Here is a 21,335-nt window from a genome sequence, read left to right as displayed (position 1 = left end):
TGCTCCTCCAAAAACGAACGATCGTTCTTTCAGGACAGCACAAGCGTGTCCAACGGTCAAGAGCGAACGTTCTTTCGCTATCCGCCGGCCCGGTCCGGCGTCGACATCAGGGCGCGCAGGCCGTTGCGGAAGGCCGCCGAGTCCGCGGGGCCGTCGTGGCCGTACACCGCCCGTGACACCAGGAAGCCGTCCACCAGCGCCATCAGGACCTCCGCCACCTGCTCGGCCGGGACGTCGCCGGAGAGCAGCCCATGCCGCTGATGGCGCGCCACCAGCCCTCCGACCACCCGCCGGGCCTCCTCCATGACGGTCTGGAGCTTCGTGCGCAGCAGCGGTGAGCGCAGCGCCTCGGCCCACACCTGGACGAGGAACTGCGCGGACTCCCGCGAGCCGGACAGCGGCGGGCGGTCCACCTGCAGCACGACGTCGACGATGTCGTCCAGGCCGGGCGGTGCGGCCGACTCGTCCGCCTCGAACGCCGCGGCCAACTCGGCGAGGGCCTCGGAGGCGGTCGCCGCGATGATGTCGTCCTTGCTCTTGAAGTACCGGTAGACGGCGCCCGCCGACAGGTCGGCCTCGGCCAGGATGTCCTGCATGGACGTGGCGTGAAAGCCGTTGCGGATGAAGCACTGCCGGGCGGCGTCGAGGATCTGGCGGCGCCGGGCCTCCAGGTGTTCTTTGGGCATGCGGGCCATGGAACCTCAAGGTAGAACGAACATTCGTCCTTGACAACTCGATCGCTCTCACCATAGTGAAAGAACGTTCGTTTTCTATGAGAGAGGCATCCCATGTCCGTCACGGCGATCATCCTGAGCGCGCTGGTCGCTCTCGTCTTCCTCCTCGCCGGCATCCAGAAGACCCTGCTACGCCCCCAGGTCAGCGCCAACATGCTGCGCCTCGGCGTGGGCCCGGCCATGACCCGGTCGATCGGGCTGCTGGAGATCGCCGGCTCCCTCGGGCTCGTCGCGGGCACATGGGCCCGGCCGCTCGCCGTCGCGGCGGCGAGCGGCCTCACCCTGCTCCTGTTGGGGGCCATCGGCTACCACCTGCGCGCCAGGGACTTCTCCCGCCGGCAGCACCGGTCCCACGCGGCGGCCCCCGTACTGCTGGCACTGCTCACCAGCGCGACCACGATCGTGCTGCTGGCGACCGCATGACGAGCACCGGCGGAGATGCCGCGACGTCCCCGAGCCGCCTCGTTTCCAGGGAGTGATCTGTCTCACACCAAGGTCACAACGCCGGCGCCGGCGGTGTCCTATGCCGAACACCACTGGCATGAGGGAGGCACCATGAGCGAGAACGCCCAGGTCGTCGTGATCGGCGGCGGATACGCCGGCGTCCTGGCCGCCAATCGACTCACGCAGCGCGACGACGTGACGGTGACCCTGGTCAACCCGCGTCCGAGCTTCGTCGAGCGGATCCGCCTGCACCAGCTGGTGGGCGGGTCCCATGGCGCGGTCGCCGACTACCGGGACGTTCTGGCCGGGAGCGTCGGGCTGGTGATCGACACCGTGACCCGGATCGACGCGGCCGGGCGCCGCGTGATGCTGGCGAGCGGCGACACGGCCGGTTACGACTACCTGATCTACGCGGTGGGCAGCGGCAGCGCCGATCCGGATGTGCCGGGAGCGGCCGAGTTCGCCTACTCGATCGCCACTCTGGAGGAGGCGCGGCGGCTGCGGGAGCACCTCGGCGCCGCGCCCGCCACGGCCGCGGTCACCGTTGTGGGAGCCGGTCCGACGGGCATCGAGACCGCCGCCGAGCTGGCGGAGGCCGGCCGCGCCGTGACCCTGGTGTGCGGCGGGGTGCTCGGCCCCTACCTGCACCCGCGGGGGCGGCGTTCCGTCGCCAGGCAGCTGGCCAAGCTCGGCGTCACCGTGCTCGACGGCCCCGGCACGACGGTGACGGCCGTGACCATTGACGCCGTGCGGCTCGGCGACGGCCGCGAACTGCCGAGCGACGTGACCATCTGGACGGCCGGCTTCGGCGTGCCCGACCTGGCCGTCCGCAGCGGGCTGAGCACCGACGCCCTGGGCCGGCTGCGTACGGACGAGACGTTGACCAGCGTGGACGACGCGCGCATCGTCGCGGCCGGCGACGCGGCGGCGCCGTCGGACCTGCCGTTCCGGATGAGCTGCCAGGCCGCGGTCCAGCTGGGCCCGCACGCCGCCGACACGGTGCTCAGCCGGATCGCGGGCGGGTCTCCCGCGCCCCTGGCCATGGCGCTCGTCTCGCAGTGCATCAGCCTGGGGCGCAGGGCCGGCATCATGCAGCTCGCCCACAGGGACGACGTCGCGATGGGCCTCCACATCGGCGGCCGCCCCGGCGCGATGATCAAGGAGTCCATCTGCAAGGGCATCCTCTGGCAGCTCGCGCACCAGGCACGCAAGCCCGGTTCGCTGAACTTCCCGGGCTGGGCCAAGGACACCAAGCGCGGGCAGGTGCTCCAGGCCAGGCACGGCGATGCGCTGGCCACCCGCTGAACGGTCCCGCTCGCGATCCCGTCCGGCCGCCGGGGCGGCCGGCCGGCTACCGGCGAGAGGACCATACCGTGGTGACACACGCGAACGCGTGCCACGACGGAGAGGAGTCGAGGCATGAGCGACCACACCACTGATCCGGCGACCGAGGCCTTCGTCGCCCATCGCAATCTGCTCTTCACCGTCGCCTACGAGATGCTCGGGTCGGCGGCGGACGCCGAGGACGTCCTCCAGGAGACCTGGTTGCGGTGGATGAGAGCCGACCTCGGTCAGGTGCGCGACCAGCGCGCCTACCTGGTCAAGATCACGACCCGGCAGTCGCTCAACCGGCTGCGCACGATGACGCGCCGCAAGGAGGCCTACGTCGGTCCCTGGCTGCCAGAACCGCTGCTCACCGCGCCGGACGTGGCCGACGACGCCGAGCTCGCCGAGAGCGTGTCGATGGCGCTCATGCTCGTCCTCGACACGCTGTCACCCACCGAGCGCGCCGTCTTCGTCCTGCGCGAGGTCTTCGACGTCGGCTACGACGAGATCGCGGCCGCCGTCGGCAAGAGCCCCGCGGCCGTCCGCCAGATCGCCCACCGCGCGCGCCGGCACGTCAGCGCCCGGCGCCCGCGCGAGGCGGTGTCTGCGAGCAAGACCCGGGCGGCTCTGGAGTCGTTCCAGCGTGCGGTCGAGACCGGGGACCTGCAGGGCCTGCTCGACGTGCTCGCCCCTGAGGTCGTCCTGGTGGCCGACGGCGGCGGGGTCAAGCAGGCCGCGTTGCAGCCGGTCATCGGCGCCCGGAAGGTGGGCCGCCTGATCGTCGGCGGTATCGGCAGGTACAAAGGCACGATCACCACCGCTCCGACCGTGGTCAACGGCAACCCGGCAATCGTCCTGCGACTGGACGGCGAACTCGACGGCGTGCTGGCGATCAGCGTCGAGGACGGCCTCGAGGACGAGGCCCGCATCACCGGCCTCTACTACGTCCGCAACCCCGAGAAGCTGACCCGCGTCGGGTCCGAGATCCCGCTCACTCGTCGATGAACACCGGCCCGCGCCCGACGCCGGCGCGCGAGCAGACGCTCGTCCTGCCCGCCGGACCCAACCCGATCCTCTCCTGAGAGGTCATCGATGACGAAGGACGCGACCAACAGCATCCGCGGGCCGGCGTCGCCTGTGCCGACGCGTGCCGTGCCGAAGTGAATAAACGCGAGTAACGCGTTCTCCACCGTCACCGGCAAGCGGCTATTGTCCGATGCCCGCGGCGGAGCCGGCTGTTTTCCTGGCGCGCCACCGGCATGAACAGCAGAGCGCCGAGCTGCCATTCCATTGTCCAAGCCGGCGGCTGGACAATGTTTGGACAATTCTCAGACGAATGCCGGTTGCCGCCGCCCGACCGTACCCGGCATAGTCGGAACCACTCCCCCCTTCGCCCGGCCCGGCGCCTGTTTCCGTGCTGCGCCGTACTGGCCGAAAGCGATTCCGTCAATGTTCGTTTTCGCGTGGAGAGAAAGGACGAGAAATTGAATGGCAAGAAGCTGACCCCGGTCCTGGCGGGTTGCGGCGCCGCACTGGCGCTGCTGTCCGCACCCGCCACGGCCGCCACGGCGGGGACGGCGGGGACGGTCACCACCGCGACGGCCGTGGCCGCCCAGCGGGACAGCACCGCCTGCATCAAGCCCAGCGGGAAGAAGACCAACTACTCCTGGACGAACGGCAACTCCTCCACGACGGTCTACTTCAACAACCACTGCTCCCACCGGGTGTACGCCAAGCTGCACTTCAAAGGCCCCGCAGGGACGAGGACGGAGTGCCTCGCCACGAACGGCGGGACCAAGGGCAAGAAGAAGTTCCGCAAGGGCCTGGCCGAGAACCTCACCAACATCAGCAAGGACTGCTGATCCCCGGGCGCCGCCATCCCGGCGAACCACCACCACAAGAACCTCGGGCGATCCCACGCCCGCCTCACCATAAGGAGTCGATCCGACATGAAGCTCCACGTAGCAGCGGCTGCGGTGTCCGTCACGGCGATCTCGACACTCCTGCTGACCGCGGGACCGGCCAGCGCCCACCCGTACGACGGGAAGGACCCCTACAGGAGCGGGTGTGCCGCCTCCAAGGTGTACACCGGGAAGAAGGCCTCGCTGAAGAACGAGGTCGGTGACAGCCTGGGCACGATCCGGCTCTACTACTCCCGCCGCTGCGGCACCAACTGGGGCGAGGCGAGGGTGTCCAAGCACGCGACCGGCCAGATCACGGTCTCCACCAGCTCCAAGAGCAGGTCGTTCACCTACCGCGCCGGCAACGGCGGCCACCACTGGGGCAACATGGTCTACGCCCCCAGCGGCGTCTGCGCCAAGGCCACGGGCAGCGTGACGAACGGGATCGGCCGCGCCAACAAGGGCAGCGGCACCACGGGGAAGGCCTGCGGCTGAGGCGGCTTCAGACGTCCAGCGCGGCGCGGATCAGGTCGCGGAGCTCGTCGTCGGTGATGACGGCGGCATCGGCGGGACGCATCCGGATGGTTCCCTTGCTGGTCTGGAGCTGCGGATGGCGGGCGACGAAGTCAGTGACGCGGTCCTGGCCCCAGCCGTAGAGGGACACGCCGTGCCGCCACACGCCGACGTGGAGGCGGCGACGCCCGACCTGGTAGGTGGGCATCCTGTAGGACAGCACCACGGCGGCGTCGGGACACACCTCCAGGATCAGGCGGTGCAGCCGGTCGAACAGCGGCCGGTACGCGGGGTCGATCGCGTCGATGTAGTCACGAACCGCGTTGTCCATGGTCCCATCATCGCCGAACCTCGCGAGGCTGTCCGGACCCCGGCAGGTGGTCGATCGGCTTGCGATAGCGGACGTGCTCGGTCTGGCGCCGGAAGCCCGCGCTCTCGTAGAGGTCGTACGAGCGGTACGGGTTCGACGTGCCGGTGTACAACCGGGCGGTCTCGGCTCCGTGCTCCCGCAGGCACCGCAACCCGTCCAGCAGCAGGGCCCGGCCGAGTCCCTGACGTCTCGACCCGGCCCGGACGCTCAGCTCCTCCACTTCGCCCACCGCTGCCTGGTCCCGCCGGCGGACGGAGCACAGGGCGACGCCGACCATGCGGTCCCCGGCCCAGGCGCCCCGCCAGCAGGCCGGGTCGGCCGTGGCGAGGAAGCCCTCGAACGTCCACCTCTCGGTGAAGTCGGCATCCGCGTACGCGTCGACCACGGTCCGCCATGCCGCGTGGAAGCTGTCCGGTCCGACGGCGCCGAGCCGGATGCCACCGGGCACGCGCCTGCCGCCGGGCAGGTGACGCAGGTCCGGCAGATCCAGCTCCACCAGGCTGAAGACACGCCGGTACCCGGCGTCGAGGAGCAACGCCGTCGCCTCGAGCTCATGAGCCGTGGCGTTGGCGCCGAACACGGCCGTCCGCGTGGTGCCGTGCTCTCGAACGAGCCGGCGGATACGGGTCTCGGCCCAATCGAGCATGGCCGAGCCCACGCCTCGGCCTCGGTGGCCGGGCAGCAGGTGGCCACGGTGCAGGTACAGCCACGTGCCGTCCTGCTCCTCCCACCACGTGATCGACGTATAGCCGACGACGTCACCGTCGTGCTCCACCAGGACCTGGTTGTCGGACGCGCTGGTCAGCGCCGCGCAGGAGTCCGCGATCTCGGCTGCTGTGGGGAGTCCCTCGACCACCGACCGCGCGTCGATCCGATCCCGTGCCGCGCAGCCCCGCCGCACGGCGGCCATCGCGCCGTGGTCGTCGCCGCCCGCACAGGGCCGGAAGAGGTAGCCGGGCAGCGGCTCCGGCGATGCGAACCCGCCGCTCATCGCCGGACCTCCTCGTGCCTGGTGCCGTCGAGCGTAGGCCGTGGCCGGCGCGACGGAAACTCGTTTTCCGCCGGCGGGACCCGCGGGAGCGTTCAGCGCCGCGCCAGCCCCGGAACGAGCACGGTGCCGACGACCAGGTGCAACAGGATCAGCACCAGCGTCGCCGCGGCACCGACGGCGCTGCCGACCGGCCCGAAGAGGGACAGGGCGAGCACGGCCAGCGCGACGATCGCCCATACGCGGCCGGGCCGGGACACGAACCGCTCGAGAACGGCCAGCAGCCCCCAGCCGGCGAGCCCGGCCACGATGCTCGCCACCACGATCGCCACCGGCCCCACCTGCTGCGTGGCGGCGCCCGTCCGCACGGTCAGCGCCGTTCCTGCCACCGGTACCGCCACGGCCCAGACGGACATGGCGGCCGCGGGGGCGCCGATCACGGTGAGCAGAAGTCTTCTGACGGAGATGTTCATGCCGTCAGCCTCGCCCGCCGGCCCGGTCCGCCACATCGGGCGCGCGGTCGCACCATCTCCTTCACCGGTGGGGCACGGGTCCGACTTTGGTAGGTGATGGCTCCGCCGTACCGGAGATTAGCCTGGGCCGGTGAACGAGATTCGACCCCCGCACCTGGTCGCGGTCGCCGGCGTGCTCAGCGTGATGGGCGCGCTGACCGCGGTGTCGTTGTGGAGCCTGGCGGGCCGGCCCACCTGGGGGCTGGACCTCGCGGTCGCGGCGGTGAGCCTGGCCGCCGCGCTCGCCCAGCTGCGCTGGCCGGCCTCCGGGGCGCTGGCGGCCACCCTCCTGGCCACGCTCTCCCCGGTGGCCACGCCCGCGGCTTCGATGGGGGCGCTGCAGGTGGCCCAGCGCAGGCGGTTCCCCGTCGCGGCGGCGGTGACGGGGGCGGGCATCGCGGCCCACGTGGTCCAGGGGCTGTGGCGGCCGAACTCCGGCATCTCCTTCGGCTGGTGGCTGCTGCTGATCTGCGTCGCTTACGGCGCGCTGCTCGGCTGGGGCGCGCTCGCCCGCTCCCGCCGCGCCCTGCTGGAGTCCCTGCGCGAACGCGCCCGCCGCGCCGAGGCCGAGCAGGGCAGGCGGATCGCCGAGGCCCGCATGGCCGAACGCCGCCGGCTCGCCAGAGACATGCACGACGTGCTGGCCCACCGCCTCTCCCTGGTGGCCACCCACGCGGGGGCCCTGGAATTCCGTCCCGACTCCTCCCCTGAACAGCTCGCCCGGGCCGCCGGGGTGATCCGCGCCGGCGTGCACCAGGCGCTGGAGGAGCTGCGCCAGGTGATCGGCCTGCTCCGCGAGCAGGACGACCAGCCGGACGAGCTGCGGCCCCGGCCGGACCTGGCCGACCTGCCCGGCCTGATCACCGACGCCCGGCGGGCCGACCAGGCGGTACGGCTCCACGAGGAGGTCACCGACGTCGCCGCCCTGCCGGCGGCCGCGTCGCAGACCGCGTACCGCGTCGTGCAGGAAGGGCTGACCAACGCCCGCAAACACGCCCCGGGCCAGCCGATCGAGGTGCTGCTGCGCGGCGCCCCCGGCACGCCCCTGCTGATCGACATACGCAACCCGCTGCCCCCGGCGGACGCGGCCCCCCTCGCGCCGGGCAGCGGGCTCGGCCTGGTCGGGCTCACCGAGCGGGTACGCCTGGCCGGCGGGCAGCTGGACCACCAGAGCACCGGGGGAGAGTTCCGGCTCCAGGCCCGGCTACCATGGCCGGCGTGATCCGCGTGCTCCTGGTAGACGACGACGCCCTGGTCCGCGCCGGCCTTTCCATGATGCTCGACGGCGCGGCCGGCATCACCGTCGTCGCCGAGGCGGGCGACGGCCAGGAGGCCATCGCCGCGACCGACGCCCACGCCCCCGACGTCGTCCTGATGGATCTGCGCATGCCCCGCGTGGACGGCATCACCGCGACCCGCCGGCTGCGTGCCCGCGCCCGGCCGCCCGAGGTGATCGTGCTGACCACGTTCGACACCGACGAGAACGTCCTGCACGCGCTGCGCGCCGGTGCCGCCGGGTTCCTGCTCAAGGACACCTCGCCACCGCAGATCGTGGAGGCGATCACGCGGGTCGCGGCGGGTGACCCGATCCTGTCCCCGGGCATCACCAGGCGGTTGATGGACCGCACCGTCGCCCAGGCCGGGGCGTACGAGCGGGCCCGCGCCGCGCTGGCCGCCCTCACCCCGCGCGAGCAGGAGGTGGCGCTGGCGATCGGCCGGGGCAGGACGAACGCCGACATCGCCGCCGACCTCGCCATGGGCATCACGACGGTGAAGGCCCACGTCTCCAGCATCCTGACCAAGCTCGACCTGGGCAACCGCACCCAGATCGCGCTCCTCGCCCACGACGCGGGCCTCACCTGACGGGCATCCGCCCGTGAGGCCGGGTCTCCGGCCTCACGGCCGGACCTGGACCAGATAGTCGGCCAGCTCGGCCGGGCGCGACAACATCACCATGTGGCTGCCGGGCATCTCGTCCGGGGTGATGCCGAGCCGCTCCTTGACATGGCGGCGCACGAAGTCGGGGGTGAACAGCCGATCGTCGCGGCAGAGCAGGTATCGCGTCGGAACGTCCGGCCAGGCGGCCAGTGGCCAGGGCTCGCGGCACGCCCGCTCCATGCTCATCGTCTCCGCGAGCGCGCCGTCGTGGGCCAGCACCCGCTCGGCCAGCTCGCGCGGAACGTCGTGCAGGTAGAGCTCGTAGTCGTCGTCGATGTCTGACGAGGCTCGGCCGCTGCGCTCCCACCAGTCGTCCGGCGCCTCGCCGGGGCTCGGGATCATGGCGGTCACCAGCACGAGCGCCGCGGCTCCCGCACGCGCGCAGACGAGCGGGCCCACGAAGCCGCCCCACGAATGAGCCACCACCACGAGGGGCCGGCGCTCGCCGACCGCCTCGACGACGGCATCCGCGTAGTCCCAGAGCCCCGCCCGCGGATCGGACACGGGCAGGTTCACCGCGATCGTGTCATGCCCGCGGCCGCGGAGCTCGGCTTCGAGCAGGTGCCAGTCGAAGGCGCTGCCGCCGCCGCCATGGATGAGCGCGAAGGTTGTCATGACAGTGGTGACCGGCGGCGGCGCGGAAACTCATCGTCCGGGCCCGCCCTGTCACCGTTCGGCGAAGGTCTATAACGGTGTGTATTTTCCCCGGATGTCCTGGTGAGCCGCCAGGAACTCCTCGGAGCCTTCGATCGGCGGTCGGTGGCTCAGTCGAGGACCGCGATGGCTTCGATCTCGACCAGATGGTCGGGTACGTCCAGCGCCGCGACCCCCAGCAGGGTGGCCGGTGGGACCGGGGTGACCCCCAGCTTCGCGGCCGCCCGCGAGATGCCCTCCAGGAGCGAGGGCATCTTGCCGGAAGTCCAGTCGACGACGTGGACGGTCAGTTTCGCCACGTCGTCGAAGGAACCGCCGACCTCGGCCAGGGCGGTGGCGATGTTGAGGTAGCACTGCTCGACCTGCGCGGTCAGGTCGCCCGCGCCGACCGTGGTCCCCTCGGCGTCCCAGGCGACCTGCCCGGCGATGAAGACCAGCCGCGATCCCGACGCGACGGACACCTGCCGGTAGACCTCGATCTCGGGCAGTCCGCTGGGGTTCACCAGGGTGATGGCCATTTCGTACGCCCCCTTGTCCGGGTGCCCGTGGGCCCGCATCCGCCGGACCGGGACCCCCGTGCTCTCTTGCAGTTACCCGGGAACCATAGGAGAGTGTCGGCTGACGTGGAAGAACGCACTTTTCAGTGACTGGGGAACCTGATGGTGACCAAGCAGTTCAACGGCTCGTCCGGCGACGACGTGGACCTGAGGCGCGCCGACTCCCTGGCACGGGAGATCTTCTCGGATGTCGCCAACAAGTGGGCGTTGCTGATCATCGAGGCTCTCGGTGAGCGCACCCTGCGCTTCAGCGAGCTGCGGAACGAGGTCGAGGGCATCAGCCACAAGATGCTCACCCAGAATCTGCGCATGCTGGAGCGCAACGGCCTGGCCGAGCGAAAGGCGCACCCCACAGTGCCGCCGCGGGTCGAGTACACCCTCACCGAGCCGGGCCGAGCCCTGCGCGGAACGGTCGACCTGATCTGCGGCTGGACCCACCGGTACCTCGGTCACATCGAGGGCGCCCGCCGCCGCTTCGACACCTGACGGCGCGGCTCCTCCTTCGCGTGGGAGACGCGGGACGGCGGGGTCAGGGCTGGTCGTAGTGGCCTGCGGCGATGTCCTCCAGGAGGGTGGGGCCGGTGGGCCGCCAGCCGAGCAGGTCGCACGTGATCGTGCTCGTGGCGGGGATGTCGGCGGACAGGAACCGGCCGACGAACAGGATCTCGTCGGCGAGCCGCTCCGCCGGGACAGACGTCGCCGGCACGCCGAGGCGGTCGGCGAGTGCTTCGGCGATCCGCCGGACGGGCACGCCTTCCTCGGCGGCGGCGTGCAGGATCGTGCCCGCGGGGGCGTTCTCGAGCCCGAGCCGGACCAGGCGGGCGGCGTCGGACCGGTGGACGGCGGGCCAGCGGTTGCGTCCCTCGCCGGGGTAGGCGGAGGCTCCGCGTCGCCGGGCGGCCCGCGCGACGATGGAGATGAAGCCGTGGTCCTCCTCGCCGTGGACGGTTGGGGCGAAGCGGACGGGGACGACGCGTACGCCACGGTCGGCGTAGGTCAGGGCGAGGTTCTCGGCGCCGCCGCGCGGTGAGTCGGGACCGACCGCCGGATTCGGATCCCGCTCTGTCGCCGGACGGCCGAGGCCGGGCATGGCGAGGCCGCTCGCGAGCACGAACGGGCGATCGGACCCGGCGAGCGTGTCGCTGATGGCCCGCACCGAGGCCCGTTCGGCGCCGTTGGAGACCTCGGGGCGGGTCCAGTCGTGCTTGTTCGCGAGGTGGACCACGCCGTCGGCCGCGTCCGCGCCCTCGCGGATCTGGTCGAGGTCGTCGAGGTCGCCGCGGCGGACGTCCGCCCCGAGGTCCTTGACGACGGAGGCCGAGGCGTCGGAGCGGGCCAGGCCGGTCACGGCGTGACCGGCGGCGATGAGCTCGGCGACGACGGCGCGGCCGATGAACCCGGACGCGCCGGTGACGAAGACGTGCATGGTGTGCTCGCTTTCCAGTGATGTCAGACGCTGACATCGCTGAGCCTAGCGCTGATGTCAGCCTCTGTCATCACCTTCGTTGCGGCTACGATCCGGACATGGCACGTTGGGCACCTGGGGCGTCAGAGCGTCTGCAACGGGCGGCGATGGAGCTGTTCGCCGAAGACGGCTTCGAGGCGACGACCGTGGCCGGGATCGCCGTGCGGGCCGGGGTGACCGAGCGCACGTTCTTCCGTCATTTCGCGGACAAGCGCGAGGTGCTGTTCGCCGGGGAGAGCGTGCTGGAGAAGGTCTTCGTCGACGCGATCGCCGGCGCCCCGGCGGGGGCGCCGCCCGCCGGCCCGCTCGTCGCGGCGCTCGATGCCGGGGGCCGGGCCCTGCAGGACGAGCGGGGCCGGGACTACGCCCGCACCAGGAACGAGATCATCATGGCGAACGAGCAGCTGCGCGAGCGCGAGCTGCTCAAGCTGGCGAAGCTCTCCCACGCCGTGACCGCCGCGCTCGTCGCGCGCGGCGTCGCCGACGTGACCGCCTGCCTGGCCGGTGAGCTGGTCGTTCTGGTGTTCAAGACGGGCTTCACCCGGTGGATCGCCCCCGGCGAGACCCGCGATCTGGTCGAGCTGCAGCGCGAAGGGTTCGCCGCGATCGGCGACCTGGCCCGTGCCGAAACCTGAGCGCGCGCAGGCCGCCCATCCTTCGTCGTCGGCGATGCCGCGGCATTCGAGCGTGCCGGTCCCGGCCGGTCCTCACCTGGCGGTGCCGCCGGAGGGAGGGCGGCGCGTGGGTTCCGGCGGCTGCTATGGTGTAGGGCACTTGTGACCGGACGAGGAGACCAGACGTGGCAGGTGACGACGACATCTCCGGGTGATACCGGAGAGTGACGGGCCCCGGCAGGCGCTATGACCGCCGCCGATGTGGCCCCGGTCGTCGTTCCCGAATCCCTGTCCCCTTCTGCCGGGCGGCTTCGGCGCGCCCCGCGTTCTCCTACGAGGTCCTCTCGCATGTCCGACGCGTTCATCATCGTCTCCGACCTGTCCTTCTCCTGGCCCGACGACACCCCGGTCTTCACCGGCCTGTCCTTCACCGTGGCCGCCGGCCGTACGGGCCTGGTCGCCCCGAACGGCGCGGGCAAGAGCACGCTGCTCAAGCTGATCGCCGGCGAACACCGGCCCCAAGGCGGCGGCGTGTCCGTCGAGGGCGTGCTCGGTTACCTGCCGCAGACGCTGACCATCTCGGGGCCCCGCTCAGGGCCCGAGCCGGGCGATCCGACCGTGGCCGAGGTGCTTGGCATCGCCCCTGTCATCGCCGCGCTGGACGCCATCGAGTCGGGCGACGCGAGCGAGGAGCACTTCGCCACCATCGGCAACGACTGGGACATCGAGGAGCGCACCCGGGCCCAGCTCGACCGGCTCGGCCTCGGCGGCCTCGCGTTCGACCGGTCCCTGCGCACCTTGAGCGGCGGCCAGGTGGTGTCGCTCGGCCTGGCCGCGCAGTTCCTCAAGCGGCCGGACGTCCTGCTGCTGGACGAGCCCACGAACAACCTCGACCTCGATGCGCGGCGCAGGCTCTACGACGTGCTGGGGGAGTGGAACGGCTGTCTGCTCGTGGTCAGCCACGACCGGGCCCTGCTCGACCGCATGGACCGCATCGCCGAGCTGGACCGGGGCGAGGTGCGCTTCCACGGCGGGAACTTCACGGCGTACGAGGAGGCGGTGCGCACGCAGCAGGAGGCCGCCGAGCGGAGCGTGCGAAGCGCCGAGCAGGAGCTGAAGCGCGAGAAGCGGGAGCTGCAGCAGGCCCGCGAGCGGGCCGACCGCCGGGCGGGCAACGCCGCCCGCAACCTCAAGAACGCCGGCCTGCCGAGGATCTTCGCCGGGAACATGAAGCGCGGCGCCCAGGAGTCGGCCGGGCGGGCAGGCCAGACACACCTCGCCCGCGTCAGCGACGCGAGGGCCCGGCTCGAAGAGGCGGGCCGTGCCGTCCGTGACGACCAGCGGATCGCGCTGCAGCTACCCGGGACCAACGTGCCCGCGGGGCGCACGGTCTTCCTCGGCGAACGCCTGCAGGCGCGCGGCTTGTTCACCGAGCCCGGCGTCGACCTGGAGATCCGCGGGCCCGAGCGCATCGCGCTGATCGGCCCCAACGGCGCGGGCAAGTCCACCTTGCTCCGCATGATCAGCGGTGAGCTGGAGCCGGACGACGGCACCATCCGGCGGGCCGACGGCCGGGTCGCCTACCTGTCGCAGCGACTCGACCTGCTCGACGTCGAGCGCACCGTGGCCGAGAACCTGTCCGCGTTCGCCTCCGGCATGCAGGAGGCGGAACGGATGAACCTGCTCGCCCGTTTCCTGTTCCGGGGCTCGCGCGCCCACCTGCCGGTCGGGGTGCTCTCGGGCGGCGAACGCCTGCGCGCCACGCTGGCCTGCGTGTTGTGCGCGGATGCCGCTCCCCAGCTCCTGCTGCTGGACGAGCCCACGAACAACCTCGATCTGGTCAGCGTCGGCCAGTTGGAGAGCGCGCTCGGCGCGTACGAAGGGGCCTTCGTGGTGGTCAGCCACGACGAGCGGTTCCTCGCGGAGATCAAGGTGGGCCGCTGGCTGGAGCTGTCCGGCGGGCGGCTGGTGGAGCGCGGCGGGCCCGCCGGCGGGTGATTCGTTCGTGCGGGGGGCGCCCCCCATGCGTTGAGCAGGACTTCTGGACTTGCTGGTCCATTTTCCGCTCACTACCTTGTCATCGTCCCGGGATGCGGTGCCGGATGGCGTGCCGCATGGCGACGAGAGACGAGGGTTTCCCATGCATGCCATGCGTATCAGCGAGTACGGCGGTCCCGAGGTCATGATCCGGACCGAGTTGCCCGATCCCGCGCCCCGGCCGGGAGAGGTGCTCGTCCGGCTCGGCGTCGCCGGGGTGAACTACATGGACGTCGGCGTCCGGACAGGGCCCGCTCCCGGCTGGACCATTCCCGCGATCGTGGGGGTCGAGGGCATGGGGTACGTCACCGCCCTCGGCGACGGCGTGGAGGGCTTCACCGCCGGTGACCGGGTCGCCTGGTACTACCACCGGGGCAGCTACGCGGAGCAACTCGCCATCCCGGCGGAGTCGCTGGTGCGCGTCCCGGAGAACGTGGATGACGAGACGGCGGCGGCGGTGATGATGCAGGGTCTCACCGCGAACCATCTCACCACCGAGACCCACCGGATCAGGCCGGGTGACACGGCGGTGGTGCACGCCGCCGCCGGGGGAGTGGGGCTCCTCCTGACCCAGCTGATCAGAGCGAGGGGCGGCATCGTCATCGGCCTGGTCTCGCGGGAGGAGAAGGTGCCGGTCGCGAAGGAGGCCGGGGCCGACCACGTCATCGTCTCCAGCGGCGGCGGCTTCGAGGAACGGGTGCGGGACCTGACCGGTGGCGAGGGCGCGCACGTGGTGTACGACGGCGGCGGAGCGCCGACGTTCCGATCGTCGTTGTCGGCCCTGCGCCGGCACGGTGTGCACGCCTTCTACGGCCCGTTCATGGGCGTCCCCTCGCTCACTCCGACGGAACTGCCCAACAGCGTCCTGCTGTCCCATCCGCTCGTCCGCGATCACGTGCCCACCCGGACGGCGCTGCTCACGCGTACGGCCGAGGTGTTCGACTTCGTCGGCGAAGGACTGCTCAGGCCGATCATCGGAGGGCGTCACGCCCTCGCGGACGCGGCGCGGGCCCACGCGGACCTCGAATCCCGTCGCACGGTCGGGAAGCTGCTGCTCCTGCCATGAACCGATGACCTCGCCGTGCGCCGGAGGGTCAATCGGCCAGGGGGGCCGCCGCCCGCAACCGGGTGAGCCACCAGTCGAGCGCGGTACGCAGATGGAGGGACTCCCCGGTGGACAACATGATCGACACACCGCCCTGGATGGCGGCGAGCAGCGCGGCGGCGCTGTCGTCGACGTCGACGGACGGGGGGAGCAGGCCGTTGCGCTGCAACGCCCCGATCCCGCCGGCCAGGCTCTGCTGCCAGCGTCTCAGCAACTCGCCGACGATCGCCCGTGAGCCCGGCGTGTTACGTCCGACCTGCAGGAACAGCGTATACAGCGGGCACTGGTCGCCCTGTGACTCGTAGCGCTCCACGAGGGCGTCCCGCCAGCGGTACCAGGCGTCCCAGGTGTCGAGACCGGCCAGGTGCGGCTGCTGGTCCTTCAGCACCTGATCCGCCTCGTACTGCGCCACCGCGAGCAACAGGGCGTCCTTGCCTTCGGGGAAGTAGTGGAAGAGCTGGCTCTTGCTCGTGCCGGTCCGCGACCGTACGTCGTCCAGGGTGACGTCGGTGACGCCCTTCTCCCGGACGACCTCGGCGGCGCCCTCGATGATGCGCGCCCGGGTGGCCTGCCCCTTCGGCGTCAGCACACGTTGCATGGCATCGCTCCCCGCCCGCTGGATCCGGCTCCACTGTAGTGCGCCGGCTGCCCGGTCAGGGCGGGTCCGTCCCATGCTGGTCAGAGCGTCCGGCGCCGGTGGGGGAGGTTCAATGGTGGAGGTTCATCCATCGACGGGGTTGGACGCGGTGGGAACCTCCATGGTGCGGGCGGTGTGCCGGCTGGTTGTCTGTGGCCATGCGAGTCATCGTGCCCGCCGCTGACGGGCGAGCGGTCAAGGTCAGCGCCGGTCAGCGCGTACGCGTCACCGACCTCGAAGGCGGTCAGGTGGGTGACCTGTTCGCGTTCGCCGCCGATGACGTGACGGAGCATCTCAGCGCGTCTCACACGCGGGCCGTCACCAGCCGCCTGTTCCCGGCGGTGGGCGAGCAGTTCGTGACCGATCGGCGCAGGCCGATCCTCACCCTGGTGGACGACACCTCCCCGGGCTGGCACGACATGCTCATCGCGGCCTGCGACCCGGCGCGGTACCGGGCCCTGGGTGTGTCCGGATTCCATGCCTCGTGCGCGGACAACCTGCGCCAGAGCCTGGCCTCGCTGGGCCTGGCGAGTTCGTGCACTCCGCAGCCGGTCAACCTGTTCATGAGGATCCCGGTGTCGGGCGACGGCCGGCTGAGCTGGTTGAGCGCGATCAGCCGCCCGGGTGACGCGATCACGTTCGAGGCGGCCGTGGACTGCGTCTTCGTCGTCTCGGCCTGCCCTCAGGACCTGGTGGAGATCAACGGCCACGGGCCGACGCCGTTGGCGATCGATCTCCTCAGCGGCCACGAACACGAGCCAAGGAGCGAGTGAAAATGAAGGATGTCCAGCACCCTGCCCTGCTTCCCGAGACGATCGGCGAGCTGAGCCTCGCCAACCGGCTGGCGGTCGCGCCCATGACCAGGGTGTCGGCCGCCGCCGACGGCACGCCGACGGAGGAGATGGCCGACTACTACGCGGCGTTCGCCCGCGGCGGGTTCGCCCTCATCGTGACCGAGGGGACCTACACCGACACCCTGCACAGCCAGGGATACCTCAACCAGCCCGGCATGGTCAGCGACGACCACGAGGCCGGCTGGCGGGAGATCACGGGAAGGGTGCGCGCCGCCGGCGCGGCCTCCGTGCTCCAGCTGATGCACGCGGGCGCGCTGTCGCAGGGCAACCGTTACCGTGACGACACGGTGGCGCCGTCGGCGGTGCCGCCGCGCGGCGAGAAGATGCCCGAATACGGCGGTCACGGGCCCTGGGCCACGCCCCGCGCGATGGGCCAGGACGACATCGACCTGGCGGTGCAGGGATTCGTGGCCTCAGCCGTCCGCGCGGAGCGGGCCGGCTTCGACGGTGTCGAGGTGCACGGCGCCAACGGCTACCTGATCGACCAGTTCCTGACCGACTACACCAACACACGTGACGACCGGTACGGTGGCAGCGTCTCCCGCCGGGTACGACTGGCAGCGGAGATCGTCTCCGCCATCCGGGCGGAAGTCGGCCCGCGCTTCTGCGTGGGCATCCGGTTGTCCCAGGGCAAGGTCAACGATCACACCCACCGATGGGCGGGCGGAACCAGGGACGCGGAGATCATCTTCGCGGCGCTCGCCGAGGCGGGCGCGAGCTACCTGCACATCGCCAGCGAAGGACGCGACTGGGTGGAGACGGCGACCCTGGACGGTGGAATGACGATCACGGGCCTGGCCAGGAAGGTGACCGGGCTGCCGGTGCTGGCGAACGGCGGCATGCACGACACCGACCAGGCGGCCACGGTGCTGGCGGACGGCCACGCCGACGTGCTGGCCCTGGGCCGGGGCGCGCTCGCCAACCCCGACTTCCCGCGGCGCCTGGCCCAGGGGCTGCCCACGGCGGACTTCGACCACCTCATGCTCCAGCCGATGGCGACGCTGAACAACGCCCGGCTGTGGCGACCGGCGGCCGGGGCGACCGCTTGAGCACCCCCTCGGAGTCCGGCGGCCGGGGCGACCGCTTGAGCGCGGCCTCGGGCGGGGCTCACGGTGGGCCCCGCGGCGGCGAGGAAGGCGGCTGGCGTGACGGATCCGCCGCGGTCGTCACGCTGACCTTCGACGTGGACGCCGAAACGCCCGTGCTGGCGCAGGGCCGCCGCTACGCCGGCCACGCGAGCACGATGTCCCATCAGGCGTACGGGCCCGATGTCGGCCTGCCGCGCATCCTGGATCTCCTCGACGACCTGGCCGTGCCGGCCACGTTCTTCGTGCCCGGCTGGGTGGCCGAGCACCGCCCGTGGCTGGCGCCGTCGATCGCGGGGCGGGGCCATGAGGTGGCACACCACTCCTACAGCCATCGCCCGTCCACGTCGATGACGGCCGAGGAGGAGCGCGCCGACTTCGAGCGGGCGCTGGCCGTCTTCGACCGCCAGGGCATCGAGATCCGAGGGCATCGAGCCGCCCTGTGGGAGGCGTCCTGGCAGACCGGCGACCTGGTCGCGGAGCACGGGCTGCGCTACGACTCCTCCCTCATGGGGGACGACAGGCCGTACAAGGTGGAGACGCCGGCGGGCGAGATCGTCGAGCTGCCCGTCCACTGGTCGCTCGACGACTGGGAGCAGTACGCGTTCCTGCCGGCTCCACACGTCGGCTCGGTCATCGAGTCCCCGGCGAAGGTGCTGGAGCTGTGGCAGGCCGAGCTGGACGGGATGCGGCACTATGGCGGCCTGTTCAACCTGTGCGTGCATCCGTTCCTGTCGGGGCGGCCCGGGCGGGCCCTGGCGCTGCGGCGGTTCCTGGAGTACGCGCGGAGCTGCGCCGACGTGTCGTTCGCCCGCTGCCGCGACGTCGCCGAGTCGGCCGCCGCGGACGCCGGGCTGGCCGTGCGCCGGCCCCGGCCGCCCGAGGTCTCCCCGGACGTCTACCCGGACTGAGCTCAGTCCGTCGCGTCGATGGTCAGCGCCAGGAACAGGTCGACCCGGTCCTCGGTGCGTCCCACGTCCCTGCCGGTGAGCTCGGTGATCTTGGCCAGGCGGTTGCGGAGGGTGTTCACGTGGACGTGCAGTGCCGTGGCCGTCGCCGCCCACTGCCCGTCGTGGTCGAGGAACGTCCGCAGCGTCAGCTCCAGGTCGCCGCCCCGCCGCGCGTCGTGATCCTTCAGCGGCCCGAGGAGCCCGGCGGAGAACTGGCGGGACGTCTCCGCGTCGAGCAGCCCGAGGAGCAGCCGGTGCGTGCCGAGTTCAGCGAAGGCCCGCACGCGGGGTCCGGTGCGGGTGCGCAGGAGCACGCGGCAGGCCTCCCTGGACTGCAGGAGCGCGGGCCGCAGCTCGGTCGCGTGCGAGGCGATGCCGCCCAGCCCCGCGACCGTGCGCAGGCCGGGGAAGCGCCGCTCGACGCCACGCACCAGACGCTGCGCGAACGGCGGCAGCCCGTGTTCCGGATGGCGCCACGGCAGTACGGCGACGACGTCCTGCGTGCCGCCGGCGACCACCACCGGCACCCCTTCGGCGGCGAAGAACTCGCCGATCACCTCGGCGAGCCCGTGCATCGTCGCGGTTTCGTGCTGCGCGAACGCCACGGCGCACACGGCCAGCGGGCCACCCGGGTCCACGCCGAAGGCGCGCAGCCTGCCGGGGACCTCGGCCGCCCGGCTGCCGCCTGACAGGATCATCTCCAGGAGCTCGCTGGCGAAGCGCATCTCGATCGCCTGGACGGCCTGCTGCTTGGCGACCTCCAGGCTCAGGAACCTGGCCGCCTGTTCGAGCCCCTCCCGCTCGGCCGAGGTGAGGCGGCGCAGGGGGCGCAGGCAGATGAGGGCGGCGTCGATGTCGCCGACGGCGCCCACAGGGAAGAGCGCCGCACGCCCCGCGTCGCCCAGGTCCACCTCCAGGGCCGGCGGATGCTTGGTCAGCCCCGTGGCGACGGCGTGCAGCTGGTCCGCGTCAAGGTCGGCGCCGACCGCCCCGAGCGAACGGGCCATCCTGTCGACCACCGCGAGGGGCAGGTCGTAGTCACGCCGCAGAACGTCGAGCACGCCGGAGGCGCCGGCTCCCCGGGAGATGGCCGTGGCCAGCGCGTCGCCCCGGCGTACCATGCCGACCAGCGCCTGCTTGCGCTCGTCGGCCAGTATGTCGGCGACGGCCTGGGAGACCGCCGTGAACGGCACCTCGATGGAGATCTGCAGCAGCGGAAGTTCCTCTTCCCGGCAGGCCTCGACCAGGTCCGGCGGCGTGGCGGGCAGCTCGGCACGCAGTCCGAAGACGATGCCGCTGCCCTTGGCCTCCTTGACGCTCCTGACGAACCGCGCGGAAGACACCTGGTCGAGCCACAGACCGTTCGTCAGGACGAGCTCCCGCTCCCGCACGTAGGGGGACGGGTCGGGCAGCTCGGTGTTGTGCACCCAGGCGACCGGCTCGTCCATCGCGCCCGGCGTGCCCGTGACCAGCACGGTGAGGTGGAGGGACGAACGATCCACCAAGGTACGAAGGGTGAACACGATGTGACTATATCCATGGGACCAGGGCATTCATGGAGTTCCCTCCACCGCCTGGGGTGGGTCACCCCGCTGCGGAGGCACGCTCCCGGCGTGCGAGCCGCGGTGATCGCAGCCGTGCCGCGGCCACGGCGAGCAGCGCGACGGCCGCCAGGGCGAAGACGGTGTTCCCCGCCAGGTCGACCGCCGGTTCCACGGGTATGGCGGGAGGTTGTGGAAAGCCGTGCCAGGCGTAGGTGAGCACGCCGCCGGCCGCCAGCGCGAACGTCTGGACGGGCCCCCACCCGGGCCGCCGGGACCAGCGGGTCACCAGAGCGCAGACCGCGGCGTACACGGTGAGGTTGGCGGCCACGACGGGCCACGCGCCGAGCGTGTCGAGAGCCATGGCCGCCAGCCAGAACACCGCCCCGGCAGCCAGGGAGAAACCGAGCACCGGCCACGGCCCGGGAGCCCGCCCAGGAGCCCGGCTGACCCGGCCGCGGCGGCGCAGCGCGAGGAGGACCAGCAGCCCGGCCAGGACGACGACCCCCGCGGCCTGGGCGATGGAGGGCTGGTACGCGGCCGGGTCGAACAGGGCGGTGGCCACCGCCCCGAACACGAACAGGAGCCCGGCGGTCACCAGCCCGGGAAGGCGGAGCCACGGCTCCGTCGCCCTGGCCGGTACGAGGGCCTCCATGATCGCGATGGGGACGCAGATGCTGCCCACGGCGTGCACGCCGCCCAGCACGAAGCTCGCCCACCAGGCGCTCGCCTCCACGCCGGGGATCCACGCGTACGAGGTGAGGTCCATCCCGGCGTAGCCGGGGTTGAAGAGGGAACGGGTGACCAGGCCCTCCTCCACGAGACCGTAGGCGACGGCGAGCAGGACGATGCCCGGCCAGCCGGCGCCCCGGCGCCTGGCCAGCTCACGGACGAGCAGCGCCCCGCCCCCGTAGAGCGGGGCCAGCGTGATCAGCGCGACCAGCATGGTGACGGGCAGGTTGCCCAGCAGGAACTCGCCGATCAGCGGCGACAGCAAGAAGAGCCCGAGCGCGGGCGCGATACGTCTTCCCATGCCCCCAGCCTCGCCAGGCCAGGGGTGTGGCCGGTAGTGACGTTCGTCAGAGCCGGCCCGTGGACTCGGCGGCTGGT

General features: G+C 71.8%; 24 protein-coding genes. 14 read left to right on the top strand and 10 right to left on the bottom strand.

Translation table 11 applies throughout. From position 1 onward, the window contains the following. Positions 1-77 precede the first annotated feature (77 nt). Positions 78-686 (bottom strand): TetR/AcrR family transcriptional regulator, encoded by a 609-nt coding sequence (locus tag E1292_RS04475; RefSeq protein WP_220446666.1) that lies wholly within the window; start codon positions 684-686, stop codon positions 78-80. Positions 687-788: 102 nt separating this feature from the next. Here E1292_RS04475 and E1292_RS04470 point away from each other — a divergent pair, with 102 nt between their 5' ends. The 5 genes from E1292_RS04470 to E1292_RS04450 all read left to right on the top strand — a co-directional run bounded on the left by E1292_RS04470 (position 789) and on the right by E1292_RS04450 (position 4,900). Then, positions 789-1,157: a DoxX family protein gene (locus E1292_RS04470; protein ID WP_132592251.1), complete on the top strand. Its 369-nt coding sequence runs from the start codon at positions 789-791 to the stop codon at positions 1,155-1,157. A gap of 132 nt (positions 1,158-1,289) precedes the next feature. After that, positions 1,290-2,483, top strand: a complete 1,194-nt coding sequence (locus E1292_RS04465) for an NAD(P)/FAD-dependent oxidoreductase (protein WP_132592249.1) — start codon at positions 1,290-1,292, stop codon at positions 2,481-2,483. A gap of 114 nt (positions 2,484-2,597) precedes the next feature. Continuing rightward, the gene (locus E1292_RS04460) at positions 2,598-3,509 is read left to right on the top strand and encodes an RNA polymerase sigma-70 factor (RefSeq protein WP_132592247.1); all 912 of its coding nucleotides are present in this window, start codon (positions 2,598-2,600) and stop codon (positions 3,507-3,509) included. 479 nt (positions 3,510-3,988) lie between these two features. After that, complete coding sequence (locus E1292_RS04455) at positions 3,989-4,366, top strand: hypothetical protein (RefSeq protein WP_132592245.1); 378 nt, start codon at positions 3,989-3,991, stop codon at positions 4,364-4,366. An 87-nt stretch (positions 4,367-4,453) separates the two neighbouring features. Then, a complete protein-coding gene (locus E1292_RS04450) occupies positions 4,454-4,900 on the top strand; it encodes a DUF2690 domain-containing protein (protein WP_132592243.1) in 447 nt (148 codons plus the stop codon). A 7-nt stretch (positions 4,901-4,907) separates the two neighbouring features. Here E1292_RS04450 and E1292_RS04445 read toward each other — a convergent pair whose 3' ends face one another. From E1292_RS04445 to E1292_RS04435, 3 genes are all read right to left on the bottom strand, one after another. Next, positions 4,908-5,249 (bottom strand): iron chaperone, encoded by a 342-nt coding sequence (locus E1292_RS04445; protein ID WP_132592241.1) that lies wholly within the window; start codon positions 5,247-5,249, stop codon positions 4,908-4,910. Positions 5,250-5,256: 7 nt separating this feature from the next. Continuing rightward, positions 5,257-6,279, bottom strand: coding sequence for a GNAT family N-acetyltransferase (locus E1292_RS04440; protein ID WP_132592239.1), 1,023 nt, complete (start codon positions 6,277-6,279; stop codon positions 5,257-5,259). 92 nt (positions 6,280-6,371) lie between these two features. Continuing rightward, positions 6,372-6,749 carry a DUF6069 family protein gene (locus tag E1292_RS04435; RefSeq protein ID WP_132592237.1) on the bottom strand — a complete coding sequence of 126 codons (378 nt, stop codon included), beginning with the start codon at positions 6,747-6,749 and terminating at the stop codon, positions 6,372-6,374. Positions 6,750-6,879: 130 nt separating this feature from the next. Between E1292_RS04435 and E1292_RS04430 the strand changes: the two genes are divergently transcribed. After that, positions 6,880-8,010 (top strand): sensor histidine kinase, encoded by a 1,131-nt coding sequence (locus tag E1292_RS04430; RefSeq protein WP_246089919.1) that lies wholly within the window; start codon positions 6,880-6,882, stop codon positions 8,008-8,010. After that, positions 7,998-8,651 carry a response regulator transcription factor gene (locus E1292_RS04425; RefSeq protein ID WP_132592235.1) on the top strand — a complete coding sequence of 218 codons (654 nt, stop codon included), beginning with the start codon at positions 7,998-8,000 and terminating at the stop codon, positions 8,649-8,651. Before E1292_RS04430 ends, E1292_RS04425 begins: the two co-directional genes overlap by 13 nt. A gap of 33 nt (positions 8,652-8,684) precedes the next feature. On the opposite strand, the gene E1292_RS04420 is transcribed toward E1292_RS04425, so the two are convergent. Both E1292_RS04420 and E1292_RS04415 read right to left on the bottom strand, forming a co-directional pair. Beyond that, positions 8,685-9,341 (bottom strand): alpha/beta fold hydrolase, encoded by a 657-nt coding sequence (locus E1292_RS04420; protein ID WP_132592233.1) that lies wholly within the window; start codon positions 9,339-9,341, stop codon positions 8,685-8,687. Positions 9,342-9,490: 149 nt separating this feature from the next. Then, positions 9,491-9,898 carry a RidA family protein gene (locus E1292_RS04415; protein WP_132592231.1) on the bottom strand — a complete coding sequence of 136 codons (408 nt, stop codon included), beginning with the start codon at positions 9,896-9,898 and terminating at the stop codon, positions 9,491-9,493. 141 nt (positions 9,899-10,039) lie between these two features. Here E1292_RS04415 and E1292_RS04410 point away from each other — a divergent pair, with 141 nt between their 5' ends. After that, positions 10,040-10,423 carry a winged helix-turn-helix transcriptional regulator gene (locus E1292_RS04410; RefSeq protein WP_132592229.1) on the top strand — a complete coding sequence of 128 codons (384 nt, stop codon included), beginning with the start codon at positions 10,040-10,042 and terminating at the stop codon, positions 10,421-10,423. Between the two features lie 43 nt (positions 10,424-10,466). On the opposite strand, the gene E1292_RS04405 is transcribed toward E1292_RS04410, so the two are convergent. Continuing rightward, on the bottom strand, positions 10,467-11,363 hold the full coding sequence (locus E1292_RS04405) for an SDR family oxidoreductase (protein WP_132592227.1): 897 nt from the start codon (positions 11,361-11,363) through the stop codon (positions 10,467-10,469). 98 nt (positions 11,364-11,461) lie between these two features. On the opposite strand from E1292_RS04405, the gene E1292_RS04400 reads away from it, so the two are divergent. The 3 genes from E1292_RS04400 to E1292_RS04390 all read left to right on the top strand — a co-directional run bounded on the left by E1292_RS04400 (position 11,462) and on the right by E1292_RS04390 (position 15,119). After that, positions 11,462-12,037, top strand: a complete 576-nt coding sequence (locus E1292_RS04400; protein ID WP_132592225.1) for a TetR/AcrR family transcriptional regulator — start codon at positions 11,462-11,464, stop codon at positions 12,035-12,037. Positions 12,038-12,364: 327 nt separating this feature from the next. Further along, positions 12,365-14,014 (top strand): ABC-F family ATP-binding cassette domain-containing protein, encoded by a 1,650-nt coding sequence (locus E1292_RS04395; protein WP_132592223.1) that lies wholly within the window; start codon positions 12,365-12,367, stop codon positions 14,012-14,014. A gap of 151 nt (positions 14,015-14,165) precedes the next feature. Further along, positions 14,166-15,119 (top strand): quinone oxidoreductase family protein, encoded by a 954-nt coding sequence (locus tag E1292_RS04390; RefSeq protein ID WP_246089917.1) that lies wholly within the window; start codon positions 14,166-14,168, stop codon positions 15,117-15,119. A gap of 28 nt (positions 15,120-15,147) precedes the next feature. Here the strand turns inward: E1292_RS04390 and E1292_RS04385 are convergent, their stop codons facing one another. Beyond that, positions 15,148-15,756: a TetR/AcrR family transcriptional regulator gene (locus E1292_RS04385; RefSeq protein ID WP_132592219.1), complete on the bottom strand. Its 609-nt coding sequence runs from the start codon at positions 15,754-15,756 to the stop codon at positions 15,148-15,150. A gap of 197 nt (positions 15,757-15,953) precedes the next feature. Here E1292_RS04385 and E1292_RS04380 point away from each other — a divergent pair, with 197 nt between their 5' ends. From E1292_RS04380 to E1292_RS04370, 3 genes are read left to right on the top strand one after another with little or no spacing between them, the layout of a single operon-like run. Then, positions 15,954-16,568: a DUF1989 domain-containing protein gene (locus E1292_RS04380; RefSeq protein WP_132592217.1), complete on the top strand. Its 615-nt coding sequence runs from the start codon at positions 15,954-15,956 to the stop codon at positions 16,566-16,568. A 2-nt stretch (positions 16,569-16,570) separates the two neighbouring features. After that, a complete protein-coding gene (locus E1292_RS04375) occupies positions 16,571-17,698 on the top strand; it encodes an oxidoreductase (RefSeq protein ID WP_132592215.1) in 1,128 nt (375 codons plus the stop codon). After that, the gene (locus E1292_RS04370) at positions 17,695-18,645 is read left to right on the top strand and encodes a polysaccharide deacetylase family protein (protein ID WP_246089916.1); all 951 of its coding nucleotides are present in this window, start codon (positions 17,695-17,697) and stop codon (positions 18,643-18,645) included. Before E1292_RS04375 ends, E1292_RS04370 begins: the two co-directional genes overlap by 4 nt. 2 nt (positions 18,646-18,647) lie before the next feature. On the opposite strand, the gene E1292_RS04365 is transcribed toward E1292_RS04370, so the two are convergent. Continuing rightward, complete coding sequence (locus tag E1292_RS04365) at positions 18,648-20,207, bottom strand: PucR family transcriptional regulator (protein WP_220446665.1); 1,560 nt, start codon at positions 20,205-20,207, stop codon at positions 18,648-18,650. A gap of 61 nt (positions 20,208-20,268) precedes the next feature. Next, on the bottom strand, positions 20,269-21,258 hold the full coding sequence (locus tag E1292_RS04360) for an AF_0692 family protein (RefSeq protein ID WP_132592211.1): 990 nt from the start codon (positions 21,256-21,258) through the stop codon (positions 20,269-20,271). Between the last annotated feature and the right edge of the window lie 77 nt (positions 21,259-21,335).

It is taken from the genome of Nonomuraea deserti (assembly GCF_004348685.1).
GTDB classification, from domain to species: domain Bacteria; phylum Actinomycetota; class Actinomycetes; order Streptosporangiales; family Streptosporangiaceae; genus Nonomuraea; species Nonomuraea deserti.
The sequence above is the reverse complement of the archived record's forward strand: the minus strand, read 5'-3'. Positions and strand labels throughout refer to the sequence as shown.

Excerpts from the sequence above, each read along its gene's own strand:
- E1292_RS04415 (WP_132592231.1), bottom strand. The coding sequence starts at position 9,898 with ATGGCCATCACCCTGGTGAACCCCAGCGGACTGCCCGAGATCGAGGTC.
- E1292_RS04425 (WP_132592235.1), top strand. The coding sequence starts at position 7,998 with ATGGCCGGCGTGATCCGCGTGCTCCTGGTAGACGACGACGCCCTGGTC.
- E1292_RS04400 (WP_132592225.1), top strand. The coding sequence starts at position 11,462 with ATGGCACGTTGGGCACCTGGGGCGTCAGAGCGTCTGCAACGGGCGGCG.
- E1292_RS04435 (WP_132592237.1), bottom strand. The coding sequence starts at position 6,749 with ATGAACATCTCCGTCAGAAGACTTCTGCTCACCGTGATCGGCGCCCCC.
- E1292_RS04375 (WP_132592215.1), top strand. The coding sequence starts at position 16,571 with ATGAAGGATGTCCAGCACCCTGCCCTGCTTCCCGAGACGATCGGCGAG.
- E1292_RS04395 (WP_132592223.1), top strand. The coding sequence starts at position 12,365 with ATGTCCGACGCGTTCATCATCGTCTCCGACCTGTCCTTCTCCTGGCCC.
- E1292_RS04475 (WP_220446666.1), bottom strand. The coding sequence starts at position 686 with ATGCCCAAAGAACACCTGGAGGCCCGGCGCCGCCAGATCCTCGACGCC.
- E1292_RS04460 (WP_132592247.1), top strand. The coding sequence starts at position 2,598 with ATGAGCGACCACACCACTGATCCGGCGACCGAGGCCTTCGTCGCCCAT.
- E1292_RS04360 (WP_132592211.1), bottom strand. The coding sequence starts at position 21,258 with ATGGGAAGACGTATCGCGCCCGCGCTCGGGCTCTTCTTGCTGTCGCCG.
- E1292_RS04450 (WP_132592243.1), top strand. The coding sequence starts at position 4,454 with ATGAAGCTCCACGTAGCAGCGGCTGCGGTGTCCGTCACGGCGATCTCG.
- E1292_RS04470 (WP_132592251.1), top strand. The coding sequence starts at position 789 with ATGTCCGTCACGGCGATCATCCTGAGCGCGCTGGTCGCTCTCGTCTTC.
- E1292_RS04405 (WP_132592227.1), bottom strand. The coding sequence starts at position 11,363 with ATGCACGTCTTCGTCACCGGCGCGTCCGGGTTCATCGGCCGCGCCGTC.
- E1292_RS04390 (WP_246089917.1), top strand. The coding sequence starts at position 14,166 with ATGCGTATCAGCGAGTACGGCGGTCCCGAGGTCATGATCCGGACCGAG.
- E1292_RS04445 (WP_132592241.1), bottom strand. The coding sequence starts at position 5,249 with ATGGACAACGCGGTTCGTGACTACATCGACGCGATCGACCCCGCGTAC.
- E1292_RS04420 (WP_132592233.1), bottom strand. The coding sequence starts at position 9,341 with ATGACAACCTTCGCGCTCATCCATGGCGGCGGCGGCAGCGCCTTCGAC.
- E1292_RS04440 (WP_132592239.1), bottom strand. The coding sequence starts at position 6,279 with ATGAGCGGCGGGTTCGCATCGCCGGAGCCGCTGCCCGGCTACCTCTTC.
- E1292_RS04380 (WP_132592217.1), top strand. The coding sequence starts at position 15,954 with ATGCGAGTCATCGTGCCCGCCGCTGACGGGCGAGCGGTCAAGGTCAGC.
- E1292_RS04410 (WP_132592229.1), top strand. The coding sequence starts at position 10,040 with ATGGTGACCAAGCAGTTCAACGGCTCGTCCGGCGACGACGTGGACCTG.
- E1292_RS04465 (WP_132592249.1), top strand. The coding sequence starts at position 1,290 with ATGAGCGAGAACGCCCAGGTCGTCGTGATCGGCGGCGGATACGCCGGC.
- E1292_RS04385 (WP_132592219.1), bottom strand. The coding sequence starts at position 15,756 with ATGCAACGTGTGCTGACGCCGAAGGGGCAGGCCACCCGGGCGCGCATC.